Annotated in this window: 19 protein-coding genes and 1 pseudogene; 14 read left to right on the forward strand and 6 right to left on the reverse strand. The window is 65.4% G+C overall.

Annotated features, from left to right (window positions below; genetic code table 11):
- The first annotated feature begins 10 nt into the window (after window positions 1–10).
- The 11 genes and pseudogenes from CB0205_RS0105410 (at window position 11) to CB0205_RS0105460 (ending at window position 12,370) form a co-directional block, all read left to right on the forward strand.
- A complete protein-coding gene (locus CB0205_RS0105410) occupies window positions 11–1,915 on the forward strand; it encodes a DNA-directed RNA polymerase subunit gamma (protein WP_010315245.1) in 1,905 nt (634 codons plus the stop codon).
- Between the two features lie 47 nt (window positions 1,916–1,962).
- On the forward strand, window positions 1,963–6,069 hold the full coding sequence (locus tag CB0205_RS0105415; RefSeq protein ID WP_010315247.1) for a DNA-directed RNA polymerase subunit beta': 4,107 nt from the start codon (window positions 1,963–1,965) through the stop codon (window positions 6,067–6,069).
- Window positions 6,066–6,221, forward strand: coding sequence for a high light inducible protein (locus CB0205_RS0105420; RefSeq protein ID WP_010315249.1), 156 nt, complete (start codon window positions 6,066–6,068; stop codon window positions 6,219–6,221). Before CB0205_RS0105415 ends, CB0205_RS0105420 begins: the two co-directional genes overlap by 4 nt.
- The gene (rlmN, locus tag CB0205_RS0105425; RefSeq protein WP_010315251.1) at window positions 6,221–7,318 is read left to right on the forward strand and encodes a 23S rRNA (adenine(2503)-C(2))-methyltransferase RlmN; all 1,098 of its coding nucleotides are present in this window, start codon (window positions 6,221–6,223) and stop codon (window positions 7,316–7,318) included. Before CB0205_RS0105420 ends, rlmN begins: the two co-directional genes overlap by 1 nt.
- A gap of 47 nt (window positions 7,319–7,365) precedes the next feature.
- Window positions 7,366–9,107 (forward strand): annotated as a pseudogene (locus tag CB0205_RS14295) (sodium:solute symporter family protein).
- A gap of 24 nt (window positions 9,108–9,131) precedes the next feature.
- Window positions 9,132–9,257, forward strand: a complete 126-nt coding sequence (locus tag CB0205_RS16610; protein ID WP_010315253.1) for a hypothetical protein — start codon at window positions 9,132–9,134, stop codon at window positions 9,255–9,257.
- Window positions 9,258–9,295: 38 nt separating this feature from the next.
- Window positions 9,296–10,096 carry a HEAT repeat domain-containing protein gene (locus CB0205_RS0105440; RefSeq protein ID WP_029626139.1) on the forward strand — a complete coding sequence of 267 codons (801 nt, stop codon included), beginning with the start codon at window positions 9,296–9,298 and terminating at the stop codon, window positions 10,094–10,096.
- A 65-nt stretch (window positions 10,097–10,161) separates the two neighbouring features.
- A complete protein-coding gene (locus CB0205_RS0105445; RefSeq protein ID WP_010315257.1) occupies window positions 10,162–10,374 on the forward strand; it encodes a DUF2997 domain-containing protein in 213 nt (70 codons plus the stop codon).
- A complete protein-coding gene (locus CB0205_RS0105450) occupies window positions 10,374–10,766 on the forward strand; it encodes a DUF1257 domain-containing protein (RefSeq protein ID WP_010315259.1) in 393 nt (130 codons plus the stop codon). Before CB0205_RS0105445 ends, CB0205_RS0105450 begins: the two co-directional genes overlap by 1 nt.
- Window positions 10,767–10,775: 9 nt before the next feature.
- Window positions 10,776–11,171, forward strand: a complete 396-nt coding sequence (locus CB0205_RS0105455; protein WP_010315260.1) for a ferredoxin — start codon at window positions 10,776–10,778, stop codon at window positions 11,169–11,171.
- Window positions 11,171–12,370 carry an aldo/keto reductase gene (locus tag CB0205_RS0105460; protein ID WP_010315262.1) on the forward strand — a complete coding sequence of 400 codons (1,200 nt, stop codon included), beginning with the start codon at window positions 11,171–11,173 and terminating at the stop codon, window positions 12,368–12,370. The genes CB0205_RS0105455 and CB0205_RS0105460 overlap by 1 nt, the downstream gene beginning before the upstream one ends.
- Here CB0205_RS0105460 and rsmG read toward each other — a convergent pair.
- Window positions 12,367–13,095 carry a 16S rRNA (guanine(527)-N(7))-methyltransferase RsmG gene (gene rsmG / locus CB0205_RS0105465; protein ID WP_010315265.1) on the reverse strand — a complete coding sequence of 243 codons (729 nt, stop codon included), beginning with the start codon at window positions 13,093–13,095 and terminating at the stop codon, window positions 12,367–12,369. The genes CB0205_RS0105460 and rsmG overlap by 4 nt on opposite strands.
- A gap of 55 nt (window positions 13,096–13,150) precedes the next feature.
- Here rsmG and CB0205_RS14300 point away from each other — a divergent pair, with 55 nt between their 5' ends.
- On the forward strand, window positions 13,151–13,663 hold the full coding sequence (locus tag CB0205_RS14300; RefSeq protein WP_010315267.1) for a J domain-containing protein: 513 nt from the start codon (window positions 13,151–13,153) through the stop codon (window positions 13,661–13,663).
- The gene (locus CB0205_RS0105475; protein ID WP_010315269.1) at window positions 13,605–13,871 is read left to right on the forward strand and encodes a DUF3143 domain-containing protein; all 267 of its coding nucleotides are present in this window, start codon (window positions 13,605–13,607) and stop codon (window positions 13,869–13,871) included. Before CB0205_RS14300 ends, CB0205_RS0105475 begins: the two co-directional genes overlap by 59 nt.
- On the opposite strand, the gene CB0205_RS16290 is transcribed toward CB0205_RS0105475, so the two are convergent.
- The 5 genes from CB0205_RS16290 to CB0205_RS0105500 are packed head-to-tail and all read right to left on the reverse strand — an operon-like array spanning window position 13,868 to window position 17,318.
- Window positions 13,868–14,032 (reverse strand): hypothetical protein, encoded by a 165-nt coding sequence (locus CB0205_RS16290; protein ID WP_010315271.1) that lies wholly within the window; start codon window positions 14,030–14,032, stop codon window positions 13,868–13,870. The genes CB0205_RS0105475 and CB0205_RS16290 overlap by 4 nt on opposite strands.
- Entirely contained in the window at window positions 14,029–14,706 is a 678-nt protein-coding gene (bioD, locus tag CB0205_RS0105485) for a dethiobiotin synthase (RefSeq protein WP_010315274.1), read from the reverse strand. The genes CB0205_RS16290 and bioD overlap by 4 nt, the downstream gene beginning before the upstream one ends.
- A complete protein-coding gene (locus CB0205_RS0105490) occupies window positions 14,703–15,479 on the reverse strand; it encodes an SAM-dependent methyltransferase (RefSeq protein ID WP_010315276.1) in 777 nt (258 codons plus the stop codon). Before CB0205_RS0105490 ends, bioD begins: the two co-directional genes overlap by 4 nt.
- Window positions 15,466–16,161 carry an alpha/beta hydrolase gene (locus tag CB0205_RS0105495; RefSeq protein ID WP_010315278.1) on the reverse strand — a complete coding sequence of 232 codons (696 nt, stop codon included), beginning with the start codon at window positions 16,159–16,161 and terminating at the stop codon, window positions 15,466–15,468. The genes CB0205_RS0105490 and CB0205_RS0105495 overlap by 14 nt, the downstream gene beginning before the upstream one ends.
- Entirely contained in the window at window positions 16,158–17,318 is a 1,161-nt protein-coding gene (locus CB0205_RS0105500; RefSeq protein ID WP_010315279.1) for an 8-amino-7-oxononanoate synthase, read from the reverse strand. Before CB0205_RS0105500 ends, CB0205_RS0105495 begins: the two co-directional genes overlap by 4 nt.
- Before the next feature lie 69 nt (window positions 17,319–17,387).
- On the opposite strand from CB0205_RS0105500, the gene CB0205_RS0105505 reads away from it, so the two are divergent.
- Window positions 17,388–20,198, forward strand: coding sequence for an RNA helicase (locus CB0205_RS0105505; protein WP_010315282.1), 2,811 nt, complete (start codon window positions 17,388–17,390; stop codon window positions 20,196–20,198).
- The last annotated feature ends 96 nt before the right edge of the window (window positions 20,199–20,294 follow it).

Here is a 20,294-nt window from a genome sequence, read left to right on the forward strand (position 1 = left end):
CTCTTAGGTCATGACCAACAGCAATCTCCGCACCGAAAACCACTTCGATTACGTCAAGATCACGCTCGCCTCACCCGAGCGGGTCATGCAGTGGGGGCAGCGCACGCTGCCTAACGGTCAGGTGGTGGGCGAGGTCACCAAGCCCGAAACCATCAACTACCGCACCCTGAAGCCCGAAATGGACGGGCTCTTCTGCGAGAAGATCTTTGGCCCCTCCAAAGACTGGGAATGCCACTGCGGTAAGTACAAGCGGGTGCGCCACCGCGGCATCGTCTGCGAGCGCTGCGGTGTGGAGGTCACGGAAAGCCGGGTGCGCCGTCACCGGATGGGCTTCATCAAGCTTGCCGCTCCGGTGTCCCACGTTTGGTACCTGAAGGGCATCCCCAGCTACGTGGCCATCCTGCTGGACATGCCCCTGCGGGATGTTGAGCAGATTGTTTATTTCAACTGCTATGTGGTGCTCGACCAGGGCGACCACAAGGATCTGACCTACAAGCAGCTGCTCACCGAAGACGAGTGGCTGGAGATCGAAGACGAGATCTACGCAGAAGATTCGGAGATCGAGAACGAGCCCACCGTTGGTATCGGCGCTGAGGCTCTCAAGCAGCTGCTCGAAGACCTGGATCTTCCGGTCGTTGCTGAACAGCTCCGCGAAGAGATCGCTGGCTCGAAAGGTCAGAAGCGCGCCAAGTTGATCAAGCGCCTGCGCGTGATCGACAACTTCATCGCCACCGGCGCCCGTCCTGAGTGGATGGTCCTGGACGTGATTCCGGTGATTCCCCCCGACCTGCGCCCTATGGTGCAGCTCGATGGTGGCCGTTTCGCAACCTCTGACCTCAACGACCTCTACCGCCGTGTGATCAACCGGAACAACCGGTTGGCCCGTTTGCAGGAAATCCTCGCCCCTGAAATCATCGTCCGCAACGAGAAGCGGATGCTGCAGGAGGCGGTTGACGCCCTGATCGATAACGGCCGTCGCGGTCGCACCGTGGTGGGTGCCAACAACCGTCCGCTCAAATCACTGAGCGACATCATTGAGGGCAAGCAGGGCCGCTTCCGTCAGAACCTGCTCGGTAAGCGCGTCGACTACTCCGGTCGTTCCGTGATCGTGGTGGGTCCGAAGCTGAAGATGCACCAGTGCGGTCTGCCCAAGGAGATGGCGATCGAGCTGTTCCAGCCCTTCGTCATTCACCGTCTGATTCGTCAGAACATCGTCAACAACATCAAGGCTGCGAAGAAGCTGATTCAACGTGCCGACGATGAGGTGATGCAGGTGCTGCAGGAGGTGATCGACGGTCACCCGATCATGCTGAACCGAGCACCAACCCTGCACCGTCTCGGCATTCAGGCCTTTGAGCCGAAGCTGGTTGATGGCCGCGCCATTCAGCTCCACCCCCTGGTTTGCCCGGCCTTCAACGCTGACTTTGACGGTGACCAGATGGCCGTCCACGTGCCCCTGGCCATCGAGGCACAGACCGAAGCCCGCATGTTGATGCTGGCCAGCAACAACATCCTTTCTCCGGCAACGGGCGATCCGATCATCACGCCGTCTCAGGACATGGTGTTGGGTGCCTACTACCTCACCGCCGAGCAGCCGGCTGGCATCAAGCCTGAGTTCGGTGACCGCAGCCGCACCTTCGCTGGCCTGCGTGACGTGCTGAATGCCTTTGAAGACAAGCACCTGACCATGCACGACTGGGTCTGGGTGCGCTTCAACGGTGAAGTCGATACCGAAGGTGAAGCCAAGGAGCCGGTGCAGCAGGAGACCCTCAGCGATGGGACTCGGATTGAACAGTGGAGGTTCCGTCGTGATCGTCTCGATGAGGACGGTGCTCTGATCAGCCGTTATCTGTTGACCACCGTCGGACGCGTGGTGATGAACAGCACGATCATCGATGCGGTGGCAGCCGCCTGAGATCCCGGACGTTTTCAACCCCTAACTCCCCTTCATCGCGCGCAGCCATGACCGCCACTCCCTCTAAGAAGACCAGCAAGAAGACCAGCAAGAAGTCGGCCAAGGCCGAAGCTCCTGCTCCCGCTAACGCACCCTTGAGCAAGGCGGCCCCGACCTTCCGTAATCGGACGATCGATAAGAAGCAGCTGCGCAACTTGATGGCGTGGGCTTACAAGAACCACGGCACCGCGGCGACGGCTTCCCTGGCCGATGAGCTGAAGGATCTGGGCTTCCATTACGCCACCCAGGCCGCCGTCTCCATCTCCGTGGATGACCTGCGGATCCCCGGTGAAAAGGCCCGTCTGCTGGAAGAAGCAGAGCAGCAGATCACCGACACCGAGGAGCGCTATCGCCTGGGTGAAATCACCGAGGTGGAGCGGCACACCAAGGTGATCGACACCTGGACTGAAACCAACGAGCGTCTGGTTGAAGAAGTCAAGAAGAACTTCAACGAGAACGACCCGCTGAACTCGGTCTGGATGATGGCCAACTCCGGGGCCCGGGGAAACATGTCCCAGGTGCGTCAGCTGGTGGGCATGCGCGGCCTGATGGCCAACCCCCAAGGGGAAATTATTGACCTTCCGATCCGGACCAACTTCCGTGAAGGCCTGACGGTTACTGAGTACGTCATCTCCTCCTACGGCGCCCGTAAGGGTCTGGTGGACACGGCACTGCGTACCGCCGACTCCGGTTACCTGACCCGTCGTCTGGTGGACGTCGCCCAGGACGTGATCGTGCGCGAGGACGACTGCGGCACCACCCGCGGTATTCCCATCAACGCTGATGACAGGGGTCGTTACGCCGCCAAACTCGTCGGCCGTCTTGCTGCTGAACCCGTTCTGGACGGCGAAGGCAATCTGATCGTCGACCGCGATGGTGAGATCGATGCCGTCATCACCGCCCAGATCGAAGCCGCCGGCGTTCAGACCGTGGTGGTTCGTTCACCGCTGACCTGCGAAGCCGCCCGTTCGGTTTGCCGCAAGTGCTACGGCTGGGCCCTGGCCCACAACCAACTGGTTGACCTGGGCGAAGCCGTCGGCATCGTCGCTGCCCAGTCCATCGGTGAGCCCGGTACCCAGCTCACCATGCGGACCTTCCACACCGGTGGTGTGTCCACCGCAGAAACGGGTGTGGTTCGCTCGCAAATCGCGGGCACGATCGAGTTTGGAGCCAAGGCTCGCGTGCGCCCCTTCCGCACCCCCCACGGTGTGGAGGCTCAGATCGCCGAGAACGATTTCCCCCTGACCCTAAAGCCCAGCGGCAGCGGCAAGGCCCAGAAGCTCTCGATCACCGCCGGTTCCCTGCTGTTCGTCACCGATGCCGCTGAGGTGCCGGCCGACATGATGCTGGCTCAGATCTCTTCTGGCTCCTCCGTCAAGAAGAGCGTTGAGAAGGCCACCAAAGACGTCATCTGTGACCTGGCTGGCCAGGTGCGCTACGAGGACGCCATCCAGCCCCGTGAGGTCACCGACCGCCAGGGCAACAGCACCTTCAAGGCCCAGCGTCTTGGCCGGATGTGGGTCTACAGCGGCGATGTCTACAACCTGCCGCCCAACGCCCAGCCCGTGATTGCTGGCAACACCAAGGTCACCACTGGAGAGGTTCTGGCCGAGAGCCGTCTGGTCAGTGAGTACGGCGGTGCCGTGCGCCTGCGCGAGAGCGCTGGCGACTCCCGTGAGGTCCAGATCGTCACCACCAGCCTCACCCTGAAGGACTGCAAGCTGCTGGGTGAATCCACCCATGCTGGTGAGCTCTGGCACCTGGAGGGCAAGGACAACATCCGCTATCGCCTCAACACCCACCCCGGCACCAAGATCGGTAACGGTGAGGTGATCGCGGAACTCGCCGATGATCGCTTCCGCACCCAGACCGGTGGCATCGTCAAGTTCGCCCCTGGCCTGGCCATCAAGAAAGCCCGTAGCGCCAAGAATGGCTACGAGGTCAACAAGGGCGGCACCCTGCTCTGGATCCCCCAGGAGACCCACGAGATCAACAAGGACATCTCCCTGTTGATGATCGAAGACGGTCAGTGGATTGAAGCCGGCACCGAGGTGGTGAAGGACATCTTCAGCCAGACCGCGGGCATCGTCACCGTCACCCAGAAGAACGACATTCTTCGCGAGATCATCGTTCGCTCTGGCCAGCTGCACCACGTCTCCGACGCCAAGGTCGTGGCTCGCTACAGCGACGGCAAGATGGTCAACCCCGGCGAGGAGATCGCCAAGGGTCTCAAGGCCGACGCCATGGTCTTCGTTGAAGCCGTCGAGACCTCCGAGGGCGGCGCCCTGCTGCTGCGTCCCGTTGAGGAGTACCGCATCCCCGATGAGGCTCACCTGCCTGATCTCGGTAGCGTCACCCAGAAGAACGGTCCCAGCCTGGGCCTCAAGGCCACCCAGCGTTTGGCCTTCAAGGACGGCGAGCTGATCAAGAGCGTTGAGGGCGTCGAACTGCTGCGCACGCAGCTGATCCTCGAAACCTTTGACACCACCCCTCAAATGACGGTGGATGTCGAGGCTGTTCCCGACAAGCGCGCCAAGACCATCGAGCGCCTCCAGCTCGTGATCCTTGAGAGCCTGCTTGTCCGTCGCGACACCCTGTCTGACGCCAGCCACGGTTCCACCCATACCGACCTCTCCGTCAATGACGGCGACAGCGTCAAGGCCGGTGATGTGGTCGCAACCACCCAAATCCTCTGCAAGGAAGATGGTGTGGTCCAGGTCCCCGATGTGATCGACGGTGAGCCTGTGCGCCGTCTGATCGTTGAGCGCGCAAGCGACACCCGCAGCATTGACCTGGGCTCTGCGAAGTCCGAGGTCAAGCCCGGTCAGCGCTTCGTCGATGGCGATCTCTTGGCCAAGGGCGTTCCTGCCCCCTGTTGCGGTCAGGTTCAGTCCGTGGATGGCAACACCCTCACCATCCGCTTGGGCCGTCCCTACATGGTCTCGCCCGACTCCGTCCTGCACGTTCGCGATGGTGAACTGGTGCAGCGCGGTGACTCCCTGGCCCTGCTGGTGTTCGAGCGCCAGAAGACCGGTGACATCGTGCAGGGTCTGCCTCGTATTGAGGAACTGCTCGAGGCCCGCCGTCCGCGGGAATCGGCTGTGCTCTGCCGCAAGGCCGGCACCGTTGAGATCAAGCAGGGCGACGACGACGACTCCGTCACCGTGACGGTCATCGAAGGCGATGACTCCATCACCGAGTACCCGATCCTCCTGGGCCGGAACGTGATGGTCAGCGACAGCCAGCAAGTCACCGCCGGTGAGCTGCTGACCGACGGTCCGATCAACCCCCACGAGCTGCTGGAGTGCTTCTTCGAAGATCTGCGCAGCCGCAAGCCGACCCTGGAAGCGGCCATGGAGGCGATCTCCAAGCTCCAGTTCCGCCTGGTGCAGGAAGTCCAGAACGTCTACAAGTCCCAGGGCGTGACCATCGACGACAAGCACATCGAGGTGATTGTTCGTCAGATGACCAGCAAGGTCCGGATCGAGGACGCCGGCGACACCACCCTGCTGCCTGGTGAGCTGATCGAACTGCGTCAGGTGGAGCAGGTCAACAGCGCCATGGCCATCACCGGTGGTGCTCCCTCTGAGTTCACTCCGGTGCTGCTCGGCATCACCAAGGCCTCCCTCAACACCGACAGCTTCATCTCCGCGGCCTCCTTCCAGGAGACCACCCGCGTGCTGACCGAAGCCGCCATCGAGGGCAAGAGCGACTGGCTGCGCGGCCTCAAGGAGAACGTGATCATTGGTCGCCTGATCCCTGCAGGTACCGGCTTCAGCGGCTTCGAAGAGGAGCTCCGCGCTGAGGCGGGTCCCCATCCCGACATCCTTGATGAGGATGCGATGAACTACCGCCGTCTGCAGAACCTGCGCCCGGATTACACCGTCGATATGCCCGCAGCTCCCTCTGTGGCCAATGCCGGCGCGATCCTCGACGATCCCTCCGATGCCGACCTGGATGCCACCCGCACCCGCCACGGCATCGAGGCCAGCGCCAGCACCACCGCAGCCTTCACCCGCCCCACGGTGGAAGAAGGACTTGAGGAGGAGCTGATCGCCGACCCGGAGGCCGTTCAGGGTCTCCAGAATGAGGGTCTGTTGGCCGACGAGTCATGATCCAGCCCAAGCTCGTTCCCCAGCGCCGTTTGCCGCGCTACGGCTTCCACACCCATACCGAACGACTGAACGGTCGTGTCGCAATGCTGGGCTTCATCGCCCTGCTGGCGGTGGAGTACAAGCTGGGGCATGCGCTGTTGGCTTGGGGTTGATGCCCCAGGCCAGCCCGCCACTCGACGAGGCCCGTCCCCTGTTGGGGATGGGCCTCTCTGCTTTGGAGCAGTGGGCCAAGCAGCACGGGCAGGCCGCCTTCCGCGGCCGTCAACTCCATGACTGGCTCTATGCCAAGGGAGCGCGCTCCCTGGATCAGGTCTCGGTCTTGCCCAAGGCCTTCCGCGAGGAGCTCGCAGCCCAACCCCCTGCCGCTGCGTTCGACTGGATGGGACGCTCGCGGGAGCTCCACCGCAGCATCGCCAGTGATGGCACGACCAAGTTGCTGTTGGGGACCCACGATCAGCTCAGCATTGAAACCGTCGGCATCCCGGCGGAAGGTCGCCTGACGGTCTGCGTCAGCAGCCAGGTGGGCTGCCCGATGGCCTGCCGTTTTTGCGCCACCGGCAAGGGGGGGCTGCAACGCTCCCTGGCGGTTCACGAAATCGTGGATCAGGTGCTGAGTGTGCGTGAGGTCATGGACCAACGCCCCAGTCATGTGGTCTTCATGGGGATGGGTGAGCCGCTCCTGAACGTGGAGTCCGTGCTCTCGGCCATTGATTGCCTCTGCACGGATCTGGGCATGGCCCAGCGTCAGATCACGGTCAGCACCGTCGGGGTTCCGCGCACCTTGCCGCGATTGGCGGAGTTGGCCCTCGAGCGCCTGGGCCGTGCCCAATTCACCCTGGCGGTGAGTTTGCACGCTCCGGATCAGCGGCTTCGCGAGGAGCTGATCCCCACCGCCCATGCCTACCCGATTGAGGCGTTGCTCGAGGACTGCCGCCGGTACGTGGAGATCACCGGCCGCCGAGTCAGTTTCGAATACATCCTGCTGGGTGGCCTGAATGATCAGCCGCGCCATGCGGCGGCGCTGGCTCAGTTGCTGCGGGGCTTCCAAAGCCACGTGAACCTGATTCCTTACAACCCGATCCAGGAAGAGGAGTTCCAGCGCCCCACCCCCCAGGCCGTCGAAGCCTTCCGGCGAGCGCTGATGGACCGGCATGTGGCCGTCAGTGTTCGCGCCAGCCGCGGTTTGGACGCGGATGCGGCCTGTGGTCAGCTGCGCCGCCGCCTCGAAGGAAGCCTGGAGCCCGCGTAGCCGTTGCTGCTGAACTGAGGGAGACTGCCCTCCAGTGAAGGGCGGCCATGACCAGCATCGATTGGGCGATTGTCATCGCCTATCTGGTGGCAAGCCTCGTCGTTGGCCTCTGGCTGGCCCGCCGCAATCGCAGCGAGGAGGACTACTTCGTTGCGGGTCGTCAGCTCAAGGGTTGGCTGGCCGGGGCCTCGATGGCGGCCACCACCTTCTCGATCGATACGCCCCTCTATGTGGCGGGTCTGGTGGGCGTGCGCGGCCTTGCCGGCAACTGGGAGTGGTGGAGCTTTGGTGTGGCCCATGTCGCCATGGCGGTGGTCTTTGCTCCGCTCTGGAGACGTAGCGGTGTCCTGACCGATGCGGCCCTGACGGAGTTGCGTTACGGCGGGCCCACGGCCGCTTGGTTGCGGGGCATCAAGGCCTTTCTGTTTGCCCTGCCGATCAACTGCATCGGTCTGGGCTATGCCTTCTTGGCCATGGCCAAGGTGAGTGAGGCCCTTGGCTTGGCGCCCACGCCCCAGGCCAGGGTCACCCTGCTGGCCATCGTTGGCCTGCTGGTTTTGGTCTACACCGCGGCTGGTGGCCTCTGGGCCGTGGTCGTCACGGACATGCTTCAGCTGGTGCTGGCACTGCTGGGGGCGATCGCTGTCTCGGTGGCAGCGGTCCATGCCGCGGGCGGGATGGATGCCCTGCTGGAGAGCATCCGCGGTCTCGAGCGGCCAGAGCTGTTGTCGTTGGTGCCCTGGCAGGTCGAGGGCGGACGGCTGCAGTGGCTGGATGGGGCAGGCATCTCCATTGCCACCTTCAGCTCCTACCTGGCCCTCCAGTGGTGGAGCTTCCGCCGCAGCGATGGTGGTGGCGAATTCATCCAGCGCCTGCTCGCCACCCGCGACGAGCGCGAAGCACGCACCGCCGGTTGGGTCTTCCTGGGCGTCAACTACGTCCTCCGCAGCTGGCCCTGGATCGTGGTGGCCCTGGCCGCGGTGGTCCTGCTGCCGGATCAGACCGACTGGGAGCAGAGCTACCCACTGTTGGCGGTCCAACTGCTCCCCCTGTGGCCTTGGGACTGGTCGTTGTTTCCCTGGTGGCCGCCTTCATGAGCACCGTCAGCACCTCGGTCAACTGGGGAGCCAGCTACCTCACCCATGACCTCTACCAGCGCTTTATTCGGCCTCAGGCCAAGGAGAAGGAGTTGCTCCTGGTCGGTCAGCTGGCGTCGGTGCTGCTGGTGGTCTTGGGGGTGCTCACCGCCTTGATGAGCACCAGTATCGGCACGGTCTTCCGGTTGGTGATTGCCATGGGGACCGGGCCCGGGGTCGTTCTTGTCCTGCGCTGGTTCTGGTGGCGCGTCAATGCCGCTGCTGAGCTGGCGGCCCTACTCGGCGGCTTCCTGATTGGCTTCTCCACCTCCGTGGTGCCCCTGTTGCGGATCGATGACTACGGCGTGCGCCTCTTGGTGACCACCCTGCTGACGGCGGGGCTCTGGTTGCTGGCGATGTTGGCGACCCCGCCGGAGTCGCCCGAGGTGCTCGAGCGCTTTGTCCGTCAGGTCCGCCCCCCGGGTCCCGGCTGGACCCGCTGGCGCCAGCGGACGGCCGTGCAGGCCGACGAGACGCTCCCAGGCCTGTTGCTCTTGTTGCTGGCTGGCTGCGCCCTGCTCTTTGGTGCCCTGCTCGGCATCGGCGGCTTCCTTTTGAAGCTGCAGCTTTGGGGATGGGGTGGTCTGGTCTTGGCGGTGGTCGGGGGCCTGTTGCTGCGCCGCGGCAGCGGTCGCGTGCCGGCGGAGGGATGATGGCCTGATCGCTTAGGCCCAACCGTGCAATTTCTCCGCTCCACCCTGCTTCCCGCCGCGATCGTGTTGCTCTTTGGTTTGGCCCTGTTTGCGGTGAGTGCACGTATCTGGCTGCCCGGCGATATGGCAGCCCCCGCGCCGGTTGGTTGAACGACTGAGCTGGGAACAGGGGCCACTACGATTGGTCCATGGCAGCCTCCCCTTACGAGTCTCCTAAAGGCTCGTCAGACCTGGATTTCGACTCCGAGTTGCTGGAGCGGGAACTCGCTGAAGAGGATCTTGGCGATCCTCTCGATGAGCTTGATTCTGGAGAGGCCTCACCAGCTGATGCCGCTGCCGAATGTGACTTGGGGTTGCGTCTGCTGGAGGGTGGCCACGATGAGCAGATGCAGGGTCTACGAATCTTCTGCGAGCACCGAGACCCTCGAGCCCCCGCGAAGCTTCTGCCGCTCCTGGATGCCAGTTGTCCGATTCTTCGGATGAGCGTCGTCTACGCCCTCGGGCGGAACCCTGCTGTGCAAGCGCTGACGCCTCTGCTGCAGCTGCTGCAAAACGACAGCAATGGCTACGTGCGTAAGGCCGTCGCCTGGAGCCTGAGCAGCTATCCCGATGCTCCAATCATGAATCCGTTGATCAAGGCGCTGGAGACCGATATCTCTGCCGTTCGGCTTTGGGCGGCCAGCTCCTTGGCAGATGCGGGCTCCACCGGCTTGGCGAAGGCTGATCAGGCTGCCGGCCAGCTCCTGTTGGCTCTCAAAATCGATAGCGAGCCCGTGGTTCGGAGCAATAGCGCCTGGTCCTTGGGGCGCCTGTATGCCGATTTGGTGGAGCCCCGCCAGAAAGAGGTGGAGGAGGCGCTCTTGAACGCCATGCTCAATGACGCTGATTTGGCCGTTCGCGACGAGGCCCGAATGGCCCTCGAACAACTGGAGAACCCCCTGGTCCTGGAGCGCCTGCAGACCCTGGTGGATGAGGGACTGCTGGCATAAGGCGCCGCTCCACTCAGCAACCGGCTCTCGCGGCTAGCATCGCGTGACACCGCCCGTGTCTCGGGATGGCTCAGCAAACGATCCGCTTTCGCATTCGGCCTGACGGTCGCGTCGAAGAGGTCGTTGAGGGCATCACAGGCCACGGCTGCGAGCAGCTCACCGAGCGGATCGAGGAGAAGTTGGGCGTTGTTCAACAACGCCAGCCCACCTCTGAAGCCTTCCAGGGCCAAACCACCACAGTTCAGCCCGAGCAGACTCTTTCGTCCCAGGTCTCCTGATGTCGCACTTCAGCACCGTCAAAACAGAACTGCGCGATCGCTCCGCTCTGATTGATGCCCTGAAAGATCTGGGTCACTCCCCCATGGAGGGCGAGTGCCAGGTGCGTGGATACCGCGGCCAGACCGTGACCGCTGAGCTGTCCATCCCCACCGAGGGTGCCGGTGATCTGGGCTTCCGTTGGAATGCCGCCTCTGCCAGCTACGAGCTCGTGACTGATCTCGATCTCTGGAGTGAGCCGATCCCCGTCGAGCGCTTCCTCTCCAAGCTCACCCAGCGCTATGCCCTGCGCAGCATCCTGGCGGCCTCGGCCCAGGAAGGCTTCCAGGTGGCGGAAGAGCGCCAAGAGCAGGACGGCACGATTGAGCTCGTCGTGACCCGCTGGGACGGCTAGGTCCTCGGCGTGGGGATTGATCCCTCCGTTGCCTTCTCGGCACCAGCGGCCCCGGCCACCGAGCGCAGCGGTCTCGAGCCCGTACTCGGAGGAGCCCTGCGCCAGAAGGCGGTCTGGGTCGATGAGGCCGTCTGTATCGGCTGCCGCTACTGCGCCCACGTGGCTGGCAACACCTTTGTGGTGGAAGCCGACTGGGGCCGTTCGCGGGCCATCCGTCAGGACGGCGACAGCACCGAGACGATTCAAGAGGCCATCGACACCTGCCCGGTCGATTGCATTCACTGGGTGAGTTACGAGGAGCTGCCCGAGCTCCAAGAACAAACTCGTCACCAGGAACTCCAGCCCCTGGGTTTGCCGACGCCGGTTCGCTCCCGGCGCACCTTCCCGAGGCGGGAGCCCCATTGATGCTGCCCACACGGCGCTTTGGCCGCACCGAGCTGGCAATGCCGCTGCTCTCCCTCGGCGGGATGCGCTTTCAGCAGAGCTGGTCTGACCTGCCTGCCGATCGCATCACGGCCGAGAGCCAGGACAACCTGCGGGCCACGCTGGCAGCGGCCGTGCAGCACGGCTTTCACCACGTCGAGACGGCCCGGCACTACGGCAGTTCCGAGCGTCAGCTGGGTTGGTTGCTACCCCAGATTCCTGATCCCCAGAGGATTCTGCAGACCAAGGTCCCTCCCCAGGACGATGCCCAGGCCTTCGAGGCAGAGCTCCAGCTGAGCTTCGATCGCTTGGCGGTCGATCGGGTGGACTGCTTGGCGATCCACGGCATCAACCTGCCGGAGCATCTTCAGGCCACTCTCAAGCCAGGGGGCTGCATGGAGGTGGCCCGGCGCTGGCAGCAGGACGGCCGCATCGGCTGCGTGGGCTTCTCGACCCATGGCCCCCTGGAGCTGATCGAGGCGGCCATTGCCAGCGATGCCTTCGACTACGTCAACCTCCACTGGTATTACATCCGCCAGGACAACGGCCCCGCCATTGCGGCGGCCCGCGCCCGGGACATGGGGGTGTTTGTGATCAGTCCCACCGACAAGGGGGGGCATCTCCATAGCCCGTCAGAGCGGCTGCTGGAACTCTGCGCTCCGCTGCATCCGATCGTCTTCAACGATCTGTTCTGCCTGAGCCACCCCGGGATTCAGACCATCAGTGTCGGAGCCTCAGGGCCGCAGGACTTGGCCTTGCATCTGGAGGCCGTCGCTTTGCTTCCCCAGGCCGCTGAGCTGTTGCCTCCGATTGTGAGTCGTCTCGAGGGGGCACGGCTCTCCGCCCTCGGCGATGCCTGGCTGGGCAGTTGGCAGCAGGGGCTGCCCAGATGGCAGGACACCCCTGGACAGATCAACCTGCCCACCCTGCTCTGGCTGCACAACCTCCTGGAGGCCTGGGATCTCCAGAGTTATGCCAAGGCCCGCTACGGCCTGCTGGGTGCGGCGAGCCATTGGTTCCCTGGTGCCAATGCTGACGCCTTGGACGAGAGCGTGAGCGAGGCCGAGCTCAAGGCGGTGCTTCAGGCCAGTCCCTGGGTTGAGCAGATCCCCGGCATCCTGCGCCGCCTGCGGGAGCGCGTGGGGGGGACCCCCAGCAAGCGCCTGATGCAGGAGGACTAACTCCCCAGCGGGAATTTGCTAGGAAGTCCAACGGCCCGGGGGTAGGTCTTCGGGCAGGGTTCCTTCGGCTGCAGCACGATCGCGGTGCGTTGCCCCCGCTCCCCCGGCAGCTCCTGTTGACGGCAGGACAGGATCTGGGCCTTGAGCTGCGTGGCCGCCTTCTCCAGCTGGGCTTGGTCCTCCGCGCCCCACTGCCCGCGGTAGAGCAGGGCCTCGCCACCAGGGGCGAGCAGGGGCACGAGATACTCCGCCACCACCGGTGCGGCGGCCACGGCGCGGGCCATGGCCAGGTCGAACTGGCCGCGGCAGCGTTTTTGCCGCCCGGTGAGTTCAATACGCTCGCAGCGCAGCTCCACGCGCTCCCCCAACCCCAGGCTCTGGGCCATCGCTTCGACGGCCTGGGTTTTGCGCCCCACGGAATCCACCAGGGTCAGCTGCGCCTGGGGGAAGGCAATGGCGACGGCCAGCCCCGGGAAGCCCCCCCCGGTGCCGACATCGATGCAGCGCAGGGCGGCTTCGGGGTTCGCCTGCAACTGCGGCACCAGGGGCCAAAGGCTGTCGAAGATCTGGGCGATCCAGAAGTCATCGCCCTCCACCAAGCGGGTCAGGTTGACCCGGCTATTCCACTGGCGCAGCTCCTCCTGGAGTTGGAGGAAGCGCTGGAGCTGATCGTCGCTGGGTCTCCAGTGCAAGGCCTCCCATAGTGCGTCTGCTGGCGCTGGCATCCCCTGGGCTGATCTCGTCACACTCTCTAGGATCCTCCCCAACCGGTGTCCTGCGTTGGCGGCTGCCAATCACTACGAGCTGCTGGAGGTGCCCAGTGAGGCCTCCAGTCAGGAGTTAAGGCAGGCCTTTCGCAGCCTGAGCAAGCGCTACCACCCGGACACCACCGACTTGCCCGAGGCCGAGGCCCGGGAGGCCTTTCGCCGTCTCCAGCAGGCCTACCTCACCCTCAGCGATCCCGAGCGCCGGCGCAGCTACGACGCGACCCTGCGGGCTCCGCTGCCGCGGCGGACCTCCGAACCGTCACTACGGACCGCACCGAAACCGGTTCCGGTCCGTCGCGCCCTCTCCGGTGGTGAGTGGTTCGCGCTGCTGCTGCTGGCCGTGGCGGTCGCCTTCAGCCTGGTGTTGGGGGTCGGCCTGGCCTGGTCCCGCGGCGCCGAATTCCTCAAGCCCCCCAGCTGGCTGGAGGCCGGTGGGCAAACTGATGGTTCAAGCCCGCTGCTTGTGGATGTCGGATCTGCCGTCGCCTCAGACCCCGCTGTACAACCACCCGCTGCCGGTTCTTGAGCGTTGGCTCGCTGAGCTCGGCGGCATCCAGCGCGGCCATCACTCCTGTGAATGGGACCTGACCACCGTCGCCTGGAGCGCCGAGATGGTCTTGGGTTCAGAAGAACTGACGGTGCGCTGGGGGCAGGGTGCGGGCTCAGTCGAGCGCCACTTCCCCTACGGCCTCACCCGCGCGGACGTGCAGGCTGCGATCCTGGCGGGCCCCTAGAGCTGGCGTTTGCAGACCTCGCTCTGCTCTTCGTTGAGGGTGGAGAACGGGCCACAGTTCACCCAGCGCACGAACGAGAGTTCGATGTCGGTGAACAGCACCAGGATCCCAGCGCAGAGGGCTGTGACAGCAGCGATGACCGCGACTGAGGAGGGTTTCATGGGCGGCTCGTGACCCCCTTGAGCTTATGAACGAGATCCAAGGCCTGCCACTGCTGTTGCAGGCTGACGGCATCGAGGCTCGGGAGCGGCGGCAGACAGCCCAGCACCGGAACCCCTGAGATGCTCTCGAGGGTGCTCGCATTGTTGGGATGGGGCTCCCCGTTCAGCAGGATCCCCAGCAGCGGCAGATGGCGGCTGTGCAGGGCCTCGATCGAGAGCAGGGTGTGGTTCAAGGTGCCCAGCCCCGAGCGGGCCACCAGCAGCACCGGCAGGTTCCAGCGTTGCAACTGCTCAATCTGCAACCAGTCCAGGCGTAGGGGCACGAGCAGCCCACCGGCGGTCTCCACCACCAGGGGACCCTCCACGTCCGGGAGGCAGAGCTGCTCGCAGTCAATCGGGGGCTGATCCCCAGGTTCCAGTTCGGCGGCCCAATGGGGCGAGACAGGAGCGGTGAAGCGATAGGCCTCAGGCAGGGCCCGCGCCTCCGGGAGGCCGAGCCAGCGCTGCACCCGCTCACGATCCCCTTCGCCGTTCTCCAGCCCGCACTGCACCGGTTTCCAGTAGTGGGCCTTCAGGCCCTGCACCACTAGGGCGCTGACCACGGTTTTGCCGACATCGGTGTCGGTGCCGCAGATCACGAGGCGTTGGTTGGCGCCAACCGGTGTGTCTGTCATCGCTTCTGTCCTAGGAGCACCAGCACCTCCCAAACGATCGCCTGCTGCGGGCCCGGCCAGGCCCGCAGCAGGCGGCGGAGTTGTCCCGCATTGAGCTTGGGACTGCGGCTGGCCTGGGCGCCGATCGCCTTGATCTGCTGCAGGAACCAGAGACCGCCCCGGTTCGGACGGCTGAACCGCAGCACCTGAGCGTGATGCAACTGCAGCCGGTGCTGGGCGCACTCGATCAGCCGTTGGGCGCAAGGCAGCTCCAGGGCGGTGCAGGGAACCCCTGCCTGGGCTGCGGCCTGGTGCCAGAGCGGGAAGCTGCCGGAGGTGGGGACCCCCAGGATCAGCCAGCCTCCTGGTTGGAGTTGCTCACACCAGGTCCCCAGCTGCTGTTCGGGTTGCTCCAGCCATTGCAGGGCGAAGCTCGAGGCCAGGGCCGCCGGTTGCTGCAGGCTCGCCGGCAGGCCCTGATTGAGATCCCAGTGGATCAGCGCAGCGTTCTCTCCAGCACCCTGTTCGAGGAGGGCGCTGCAGGCGTCGATCCGTAGCCAGGGGCTTTGGCCGAGGGCCGCCTCCAGGGAGCGACTCAGCAGCCCACTGCCTGCCCCCAGATCAGCCAGGGGACCGGGGGGGAATCGCACCCCCTGGCGGGCAGTGAGGCCGGCGAGCCGTTGAGCAACAGCGGCCTGAAGGCGCGCCCGGCTGGGGTACAGGCGGGCACCCTCGCTGAAGCAGCCGCGGACGGCCTCGCTGAAACCCTCTGCCGGTGGTTCAGGCCTGGACATCGGCAATCCAATCGAGCACGGCGTCCGGTAAGGCCGGATCGATCAGGGAGTGCCCCAGGTCGTCGCGTGTCCAGACCGTGGCCTGGGGCAGGGCTTGCTGCAGTTCCAGGCGACTACTGGCCGTCACGATCTGGTCCTGGCCAGCCTGGACCAGCAGCACGGGGATTCCGCTGGGGAAGCCCGCTGGGAGACCGCTGGTGGCTCCCAGGTGCTCGAGGTCCTCGAGCAGTCGTTCCCGGCCCGCATCGCTGATTCCCTGTTCCAGGGGGCCAGCGGGCAGCAGCGACCTGGATTGCGGTGCAGCGGCTTGCCGCAGGAAGTCCCGCAGTTGCTCCTGCTCCTCTCCGAGCTTGATCCTGCGCCCCATGGCCCGCAGGGCCGTACTGATGGCCCGCCCCTCTCGGCCTTCCGGGACAAAGCGGGTGAAGCTCGCCAGCAGTACAGCCGCTGTGGCTCCCTGCCAGAGCTCCTCGCTCAGCAGGTGCGGGCCGAAGGAATGGGCCAGGACAACGCGCCGCTGGGCGCTGCTCTCCCAGCGGGGTTGCAGGGGGGATTCCTGGCCATAGCCCCGTTCCCCGCAGTCCATGGACCAACCCCGTGCCGCAGCGCCCGCCGCCCAGGGGGCCCAGCTGCGGTGGTCCCCAGCCCAGCCATGCATTCCGATGAGCTGGATCGCGCTCATGGTTCCCCCAGAGCCTCAATCAACCGGTCCAAAGTCCCGGCGGGGCAATCGTGCCGAAGCACGAGCCGCAGCCGTGCCGTTCCCACAGGGACGGTCGGGGGGCGGATCGCCACGCTCAGCAGTCCTGCCTGCTCAAGTTGCTGCTGCAGTGCCAAGGCGCGGTGATCGTCCCCCACCAGCAGCGGCAGGATCGGCCCGCTCCCGCAGGGCCTCGGCCAGCCCGCTGCCTCGAGGGCGTCACGCCAGCGCTGGGACCGCTGCAACAGGGCCAGGCGCTCGGGTTCCCGCTCCTGAATCGCCGTAAGACCGGCGGCCGCCGCCGCCACGAGCGGTGGCGCCAGGGCCGTGCTGTAGCGGAACGGACCGGAGTGCTGCAGCAACCAGTCCCCCACCGTGGCATTCCCCGCCAGAAAGGCTCCACCACTGCCAAAGGCCTTGCCGAAGGTGCCGCTGATCAGGCTGATGTCCTGGATGCGGTAGCCCAGGCCTCGGCCCCCCTCCCCCAGCACCCCAAGGGCGTGGGCCTCATCCAGCAGCAGGGCCGCGCCATGGCCGCGGCAGAGCTCGGCTAAGGCGGCGACATCGGGGGAGCTGCCCTCCATCGAAAACAGGCTTTCACTGAGCACCAGCAGCCGGCGTTGGGGGGCGTCGCGGCGGGCGCGTTGCAGCTGCGCCTCCAGGTCACTGAGGTCGTTGTGCTGAAAGCGCCGCAGCTTGGCCCCCGTCGCTTGGATCCCCACCAGCAGCGAGTGGTGAATCAACCGATCGGCCAGCACCCAGGTGTGCCGGTCCGCCAGGGCCTGAACCGCAGCAATGTTCGCCTGAAATCCGCTGGGGTAGAGCAGGACCCGCTCGCGCCCCAGCCAGGCGCCCAGGGCCCGCTCGAGGGTCTCGTGCAGGGGGCGTGTTCCGCTGATCAGCCGAGAGGCCCCAGCCCCTACCCCTTCGCTCTGGATGGCTTCAGTCGCTGCCCGCTGGAGGGCCGGATCGCGGCTCAGCCCCAGGTAGTCGTTGCTGGCGAGATCCAGCAGGGGAGATCCCTCTGCGACAAAGGCGGCCTGGCCCCCCGGCTGCAGGCTGCGCAGACGGCGGCGGCGTTCCGGAGCCAGGGCGGCCAGATCGGCGGCCAGGGGTGCCAATGGATCGGCTGCCTCCATCGCCCCAGCTGCACCCTCGGCTGAATGCCCTCAGTTTGCCCGTTTGGCTGGAGCCCATAGGATCTACTAATGCCCAGTAGCGCTTCGGTCCCCGGCACCCCGGCCCAGTCCACGGACGTGCCGCCCCTGGAGCAACTCTTCCCCTTCAGCCTCGATGACTTTCAGCTGGAGGCGATTGAAGCCCTGAATCAGGGCCATTCGGTGGTGGTCAGCGCCCCCACCGGATCGGGCAAGACCTTGATCGGTGAGTACGCGATCCATCGCGCCCTGGCCCACGGTCAGAAGGTCTTCTACACAACGCCGCTCAAGGCCCTCTCGAACCAAAAACTGAGGGATTTCCGCGAGCAGTTCGGGGCCGAGCGCGTCGGCCTGATGACTGGCGACCTCACCGTGAACCGGGAGGCCTCGATCGTGGTCATGACCACGGAGATCTTCCGGAACATGCTCTACGCCGAGGCCGAGCAGGGGGATGACCCCTTGGCCGACGTGGAGGCCGTGGTGCTCGATGAGTGCCACTACATGAATGACTCCCAGCGCGGCACGGTCTGGGAGGAGTCGATCATTCACTGCCCTCCGGTGGTGCAGCTGGTGGCCCTCTCGGCGACGGTGGCCAACGCCGGGCAGCTCACCGACTGGATTGAGCAGGTCCATGGGCCGACCCGCTTGGTGATGAGCGACTTCCGGCCGGTGCCGCTGCAGTTCAGTTTTTGCAGTGCCAAGGGCCTGCATCCCCTGCTCAACGACGAGGGCACGGGCCTCCACCCCAACTGCAAGGTCTGGCGTGCCCCCAAGGGGGGGCGTAACCGCCGCGGGCCGAAAACCCCGAGGCCGCCGCAGCCGGAGGCGCCACCGCTGGGCTTCGTCGTGGCCCAGATGGCGGAGCGGGAGATGCTGCCGGCCATCTATTTCATCTTCAGCAGACGCGGCTGCGACAAGGCCGTTCGGGACCTGGGCAAGGTCTGCCTGGTCAGCCCCCAGGAGCAGGCCCGCATTCAGGCGCGCCTGGATGTCTTCATGGCGGCCACCCCCGAAGCCGTACGAGATGGCGGCCATGACGATGCCTTGCTGCGGGGGATCGCGGCCCACCACGCCGGGGTGTTGCCGGCTTGGAAGGAACTGATCGAGGAGCTCTTCCAGCAGGGGCTGGTGAAGGTGGTGTTTGCCACCGAGACCCTGGCGGCCGGCATCAACATGCCCGCCCGCAGCACCGTGATTTCAGCCCTCTCCAAGCGCACGGAGCGGGGCCACCGCCCCCTGATGGGCAGCGAGTTCCTGCAGATGGCCGGCCGGGCGGGTCGCCGTGGACTGGATTCCCAGGGCTACGTCGTCACCGTGCAGAGCCGCTTTGAGGGTGTCCGGGAGGCGGGTCAGCTGGCCACCAGCCCGGCTGACCCGCTGGTGAGTCAGTTCACCCCGAGCTACGGCATGGTCCTGAACCTGCTGCAGCGCTATGAGCTCTCCAAGGCCAAGGAGTTGGTGGAGCGCAGCTTCGGTCGCTACCTGGCGACCCTTGATCTCACGGAGGATGAGGCCCGCATCAGTGAGCTGCGCGAGCAGTTGGGGGACCTCAGCGGCACCGTTCAGGAGGTCGATTGGGAGGACTTTGAGGACTATGAGAAGCAGCGCGGCCGCCTGCGGGAAGAGCGCCGACTGCTGCGAATCCTGCAGCAGCAGGCCGAGGAAACCCTGGCCCATGAACTCACCTTGGCCCTGCGTTTTGCCAGCGAGGGAACGCTGGTGAGCCTGAAGGCTCCGGTTCTGCGGGGCCGGGTCACACCGGCGGTGATCGTTGAGAAGCACCAGGGCTCAGGTCAGTTCCCGCTGCTGTGCTGCCTCACCGACGAGAACGTTTGGGTGCTGGTGCCCTGCAGTGCGGTGGTCAGCCTCCATGCCGAGCTCACCTGCCTCCAGGTCAAGGATGTGGTCGTTCCCGAGCTGCACCGCCCCGGCGAGCTGCGCCATGGCGATCAGGCCAGCGGTGGCCTGGCCCTGGCCGTCGGACACATGGCCCGGCGCCACGACATGGTCACGCCCCAGTACGACCTGGCCGGAGAGGTTCAGGCCCAGGCCCATCTGGTGCGTGAGCTGGAGCTGGCCCTGGAATTGCATCCGGCCCACGGCGCCGGCGACCGCAAGAAGCTGCGCAAGCAGCGCTTCCGCATGGAGGAGTTGGAGGCGGAGATTGCCGAGCGCCAGCGCGTGCTGCACTTCCGCGCCAATCGCCACTGGGAAACCTTCCTGGCACTGATCGAGATCCTGCGCTTCTTCGGCTGCCTCGAGGGGGACGAGGGCCTGGATCCGAGCGAAGTGGGCCGCACCGTGGCCGCCCTGCGGGGGGACAACGAGCTCTGGCTGGGATTGGCGCTGATGAGCGGTCACCTCGATGAGCTGGATCCCGCCGACCTCGCCGCCTTGCTGGAGGCGATCTCAACGGAGGTGAATCGCCCGGATCTCTGGAGTGGCTATCCACCGCCGCCAGCGGCCGATGAGGCGATGCATGACCTGCGCGGCATTCGCCGCGAACTGCAGCGGCAACAGGAGGCCGGCAAGGTCGTGATGCCGGTCTGGTTTGAAGGGGAGCTGATGGGCTTGGTCCATGCCTGGGCCAAGGGCGTCAGCTGGAGCGACCTGATCGCGAACACCTCGTTGGATGAGGGCGATGTGGTGCGGATCATGCGCCGCACCGTCGATCTTTTGGCGCAGATCCCCTACTGCGAAGCCATCAGCGAGCAGTTGCGCACCAACGCCCGGGCGGCCCTCAAGGCGATCAACCGCTTCCCCGTGCGGGAGCCGATCGATGGCGGCCAGGCTTCAGGGGAGGACTCCAATCCCGCCACCGCCCGCCAGGCCGATCCTTCGGCGCTTAATCCCGCGGCCTAAGCACCAGCCAGACGATCAGCAGCAATCCGGCCGTACTGCCCACGGTGTAAAGCCAGTCGGCGTAGGGCGTCCAGAAGAGGGCAAGGGGCATGGGTA

This window comes from Synechococcus sp. CB0205, assembly GCF_000179255.1.
GTDB lineage: Bacteria > Cyanobacteriota > Cyanobacteriia > PCC-6307 > Cyanobiaceae > Vulcanococcus.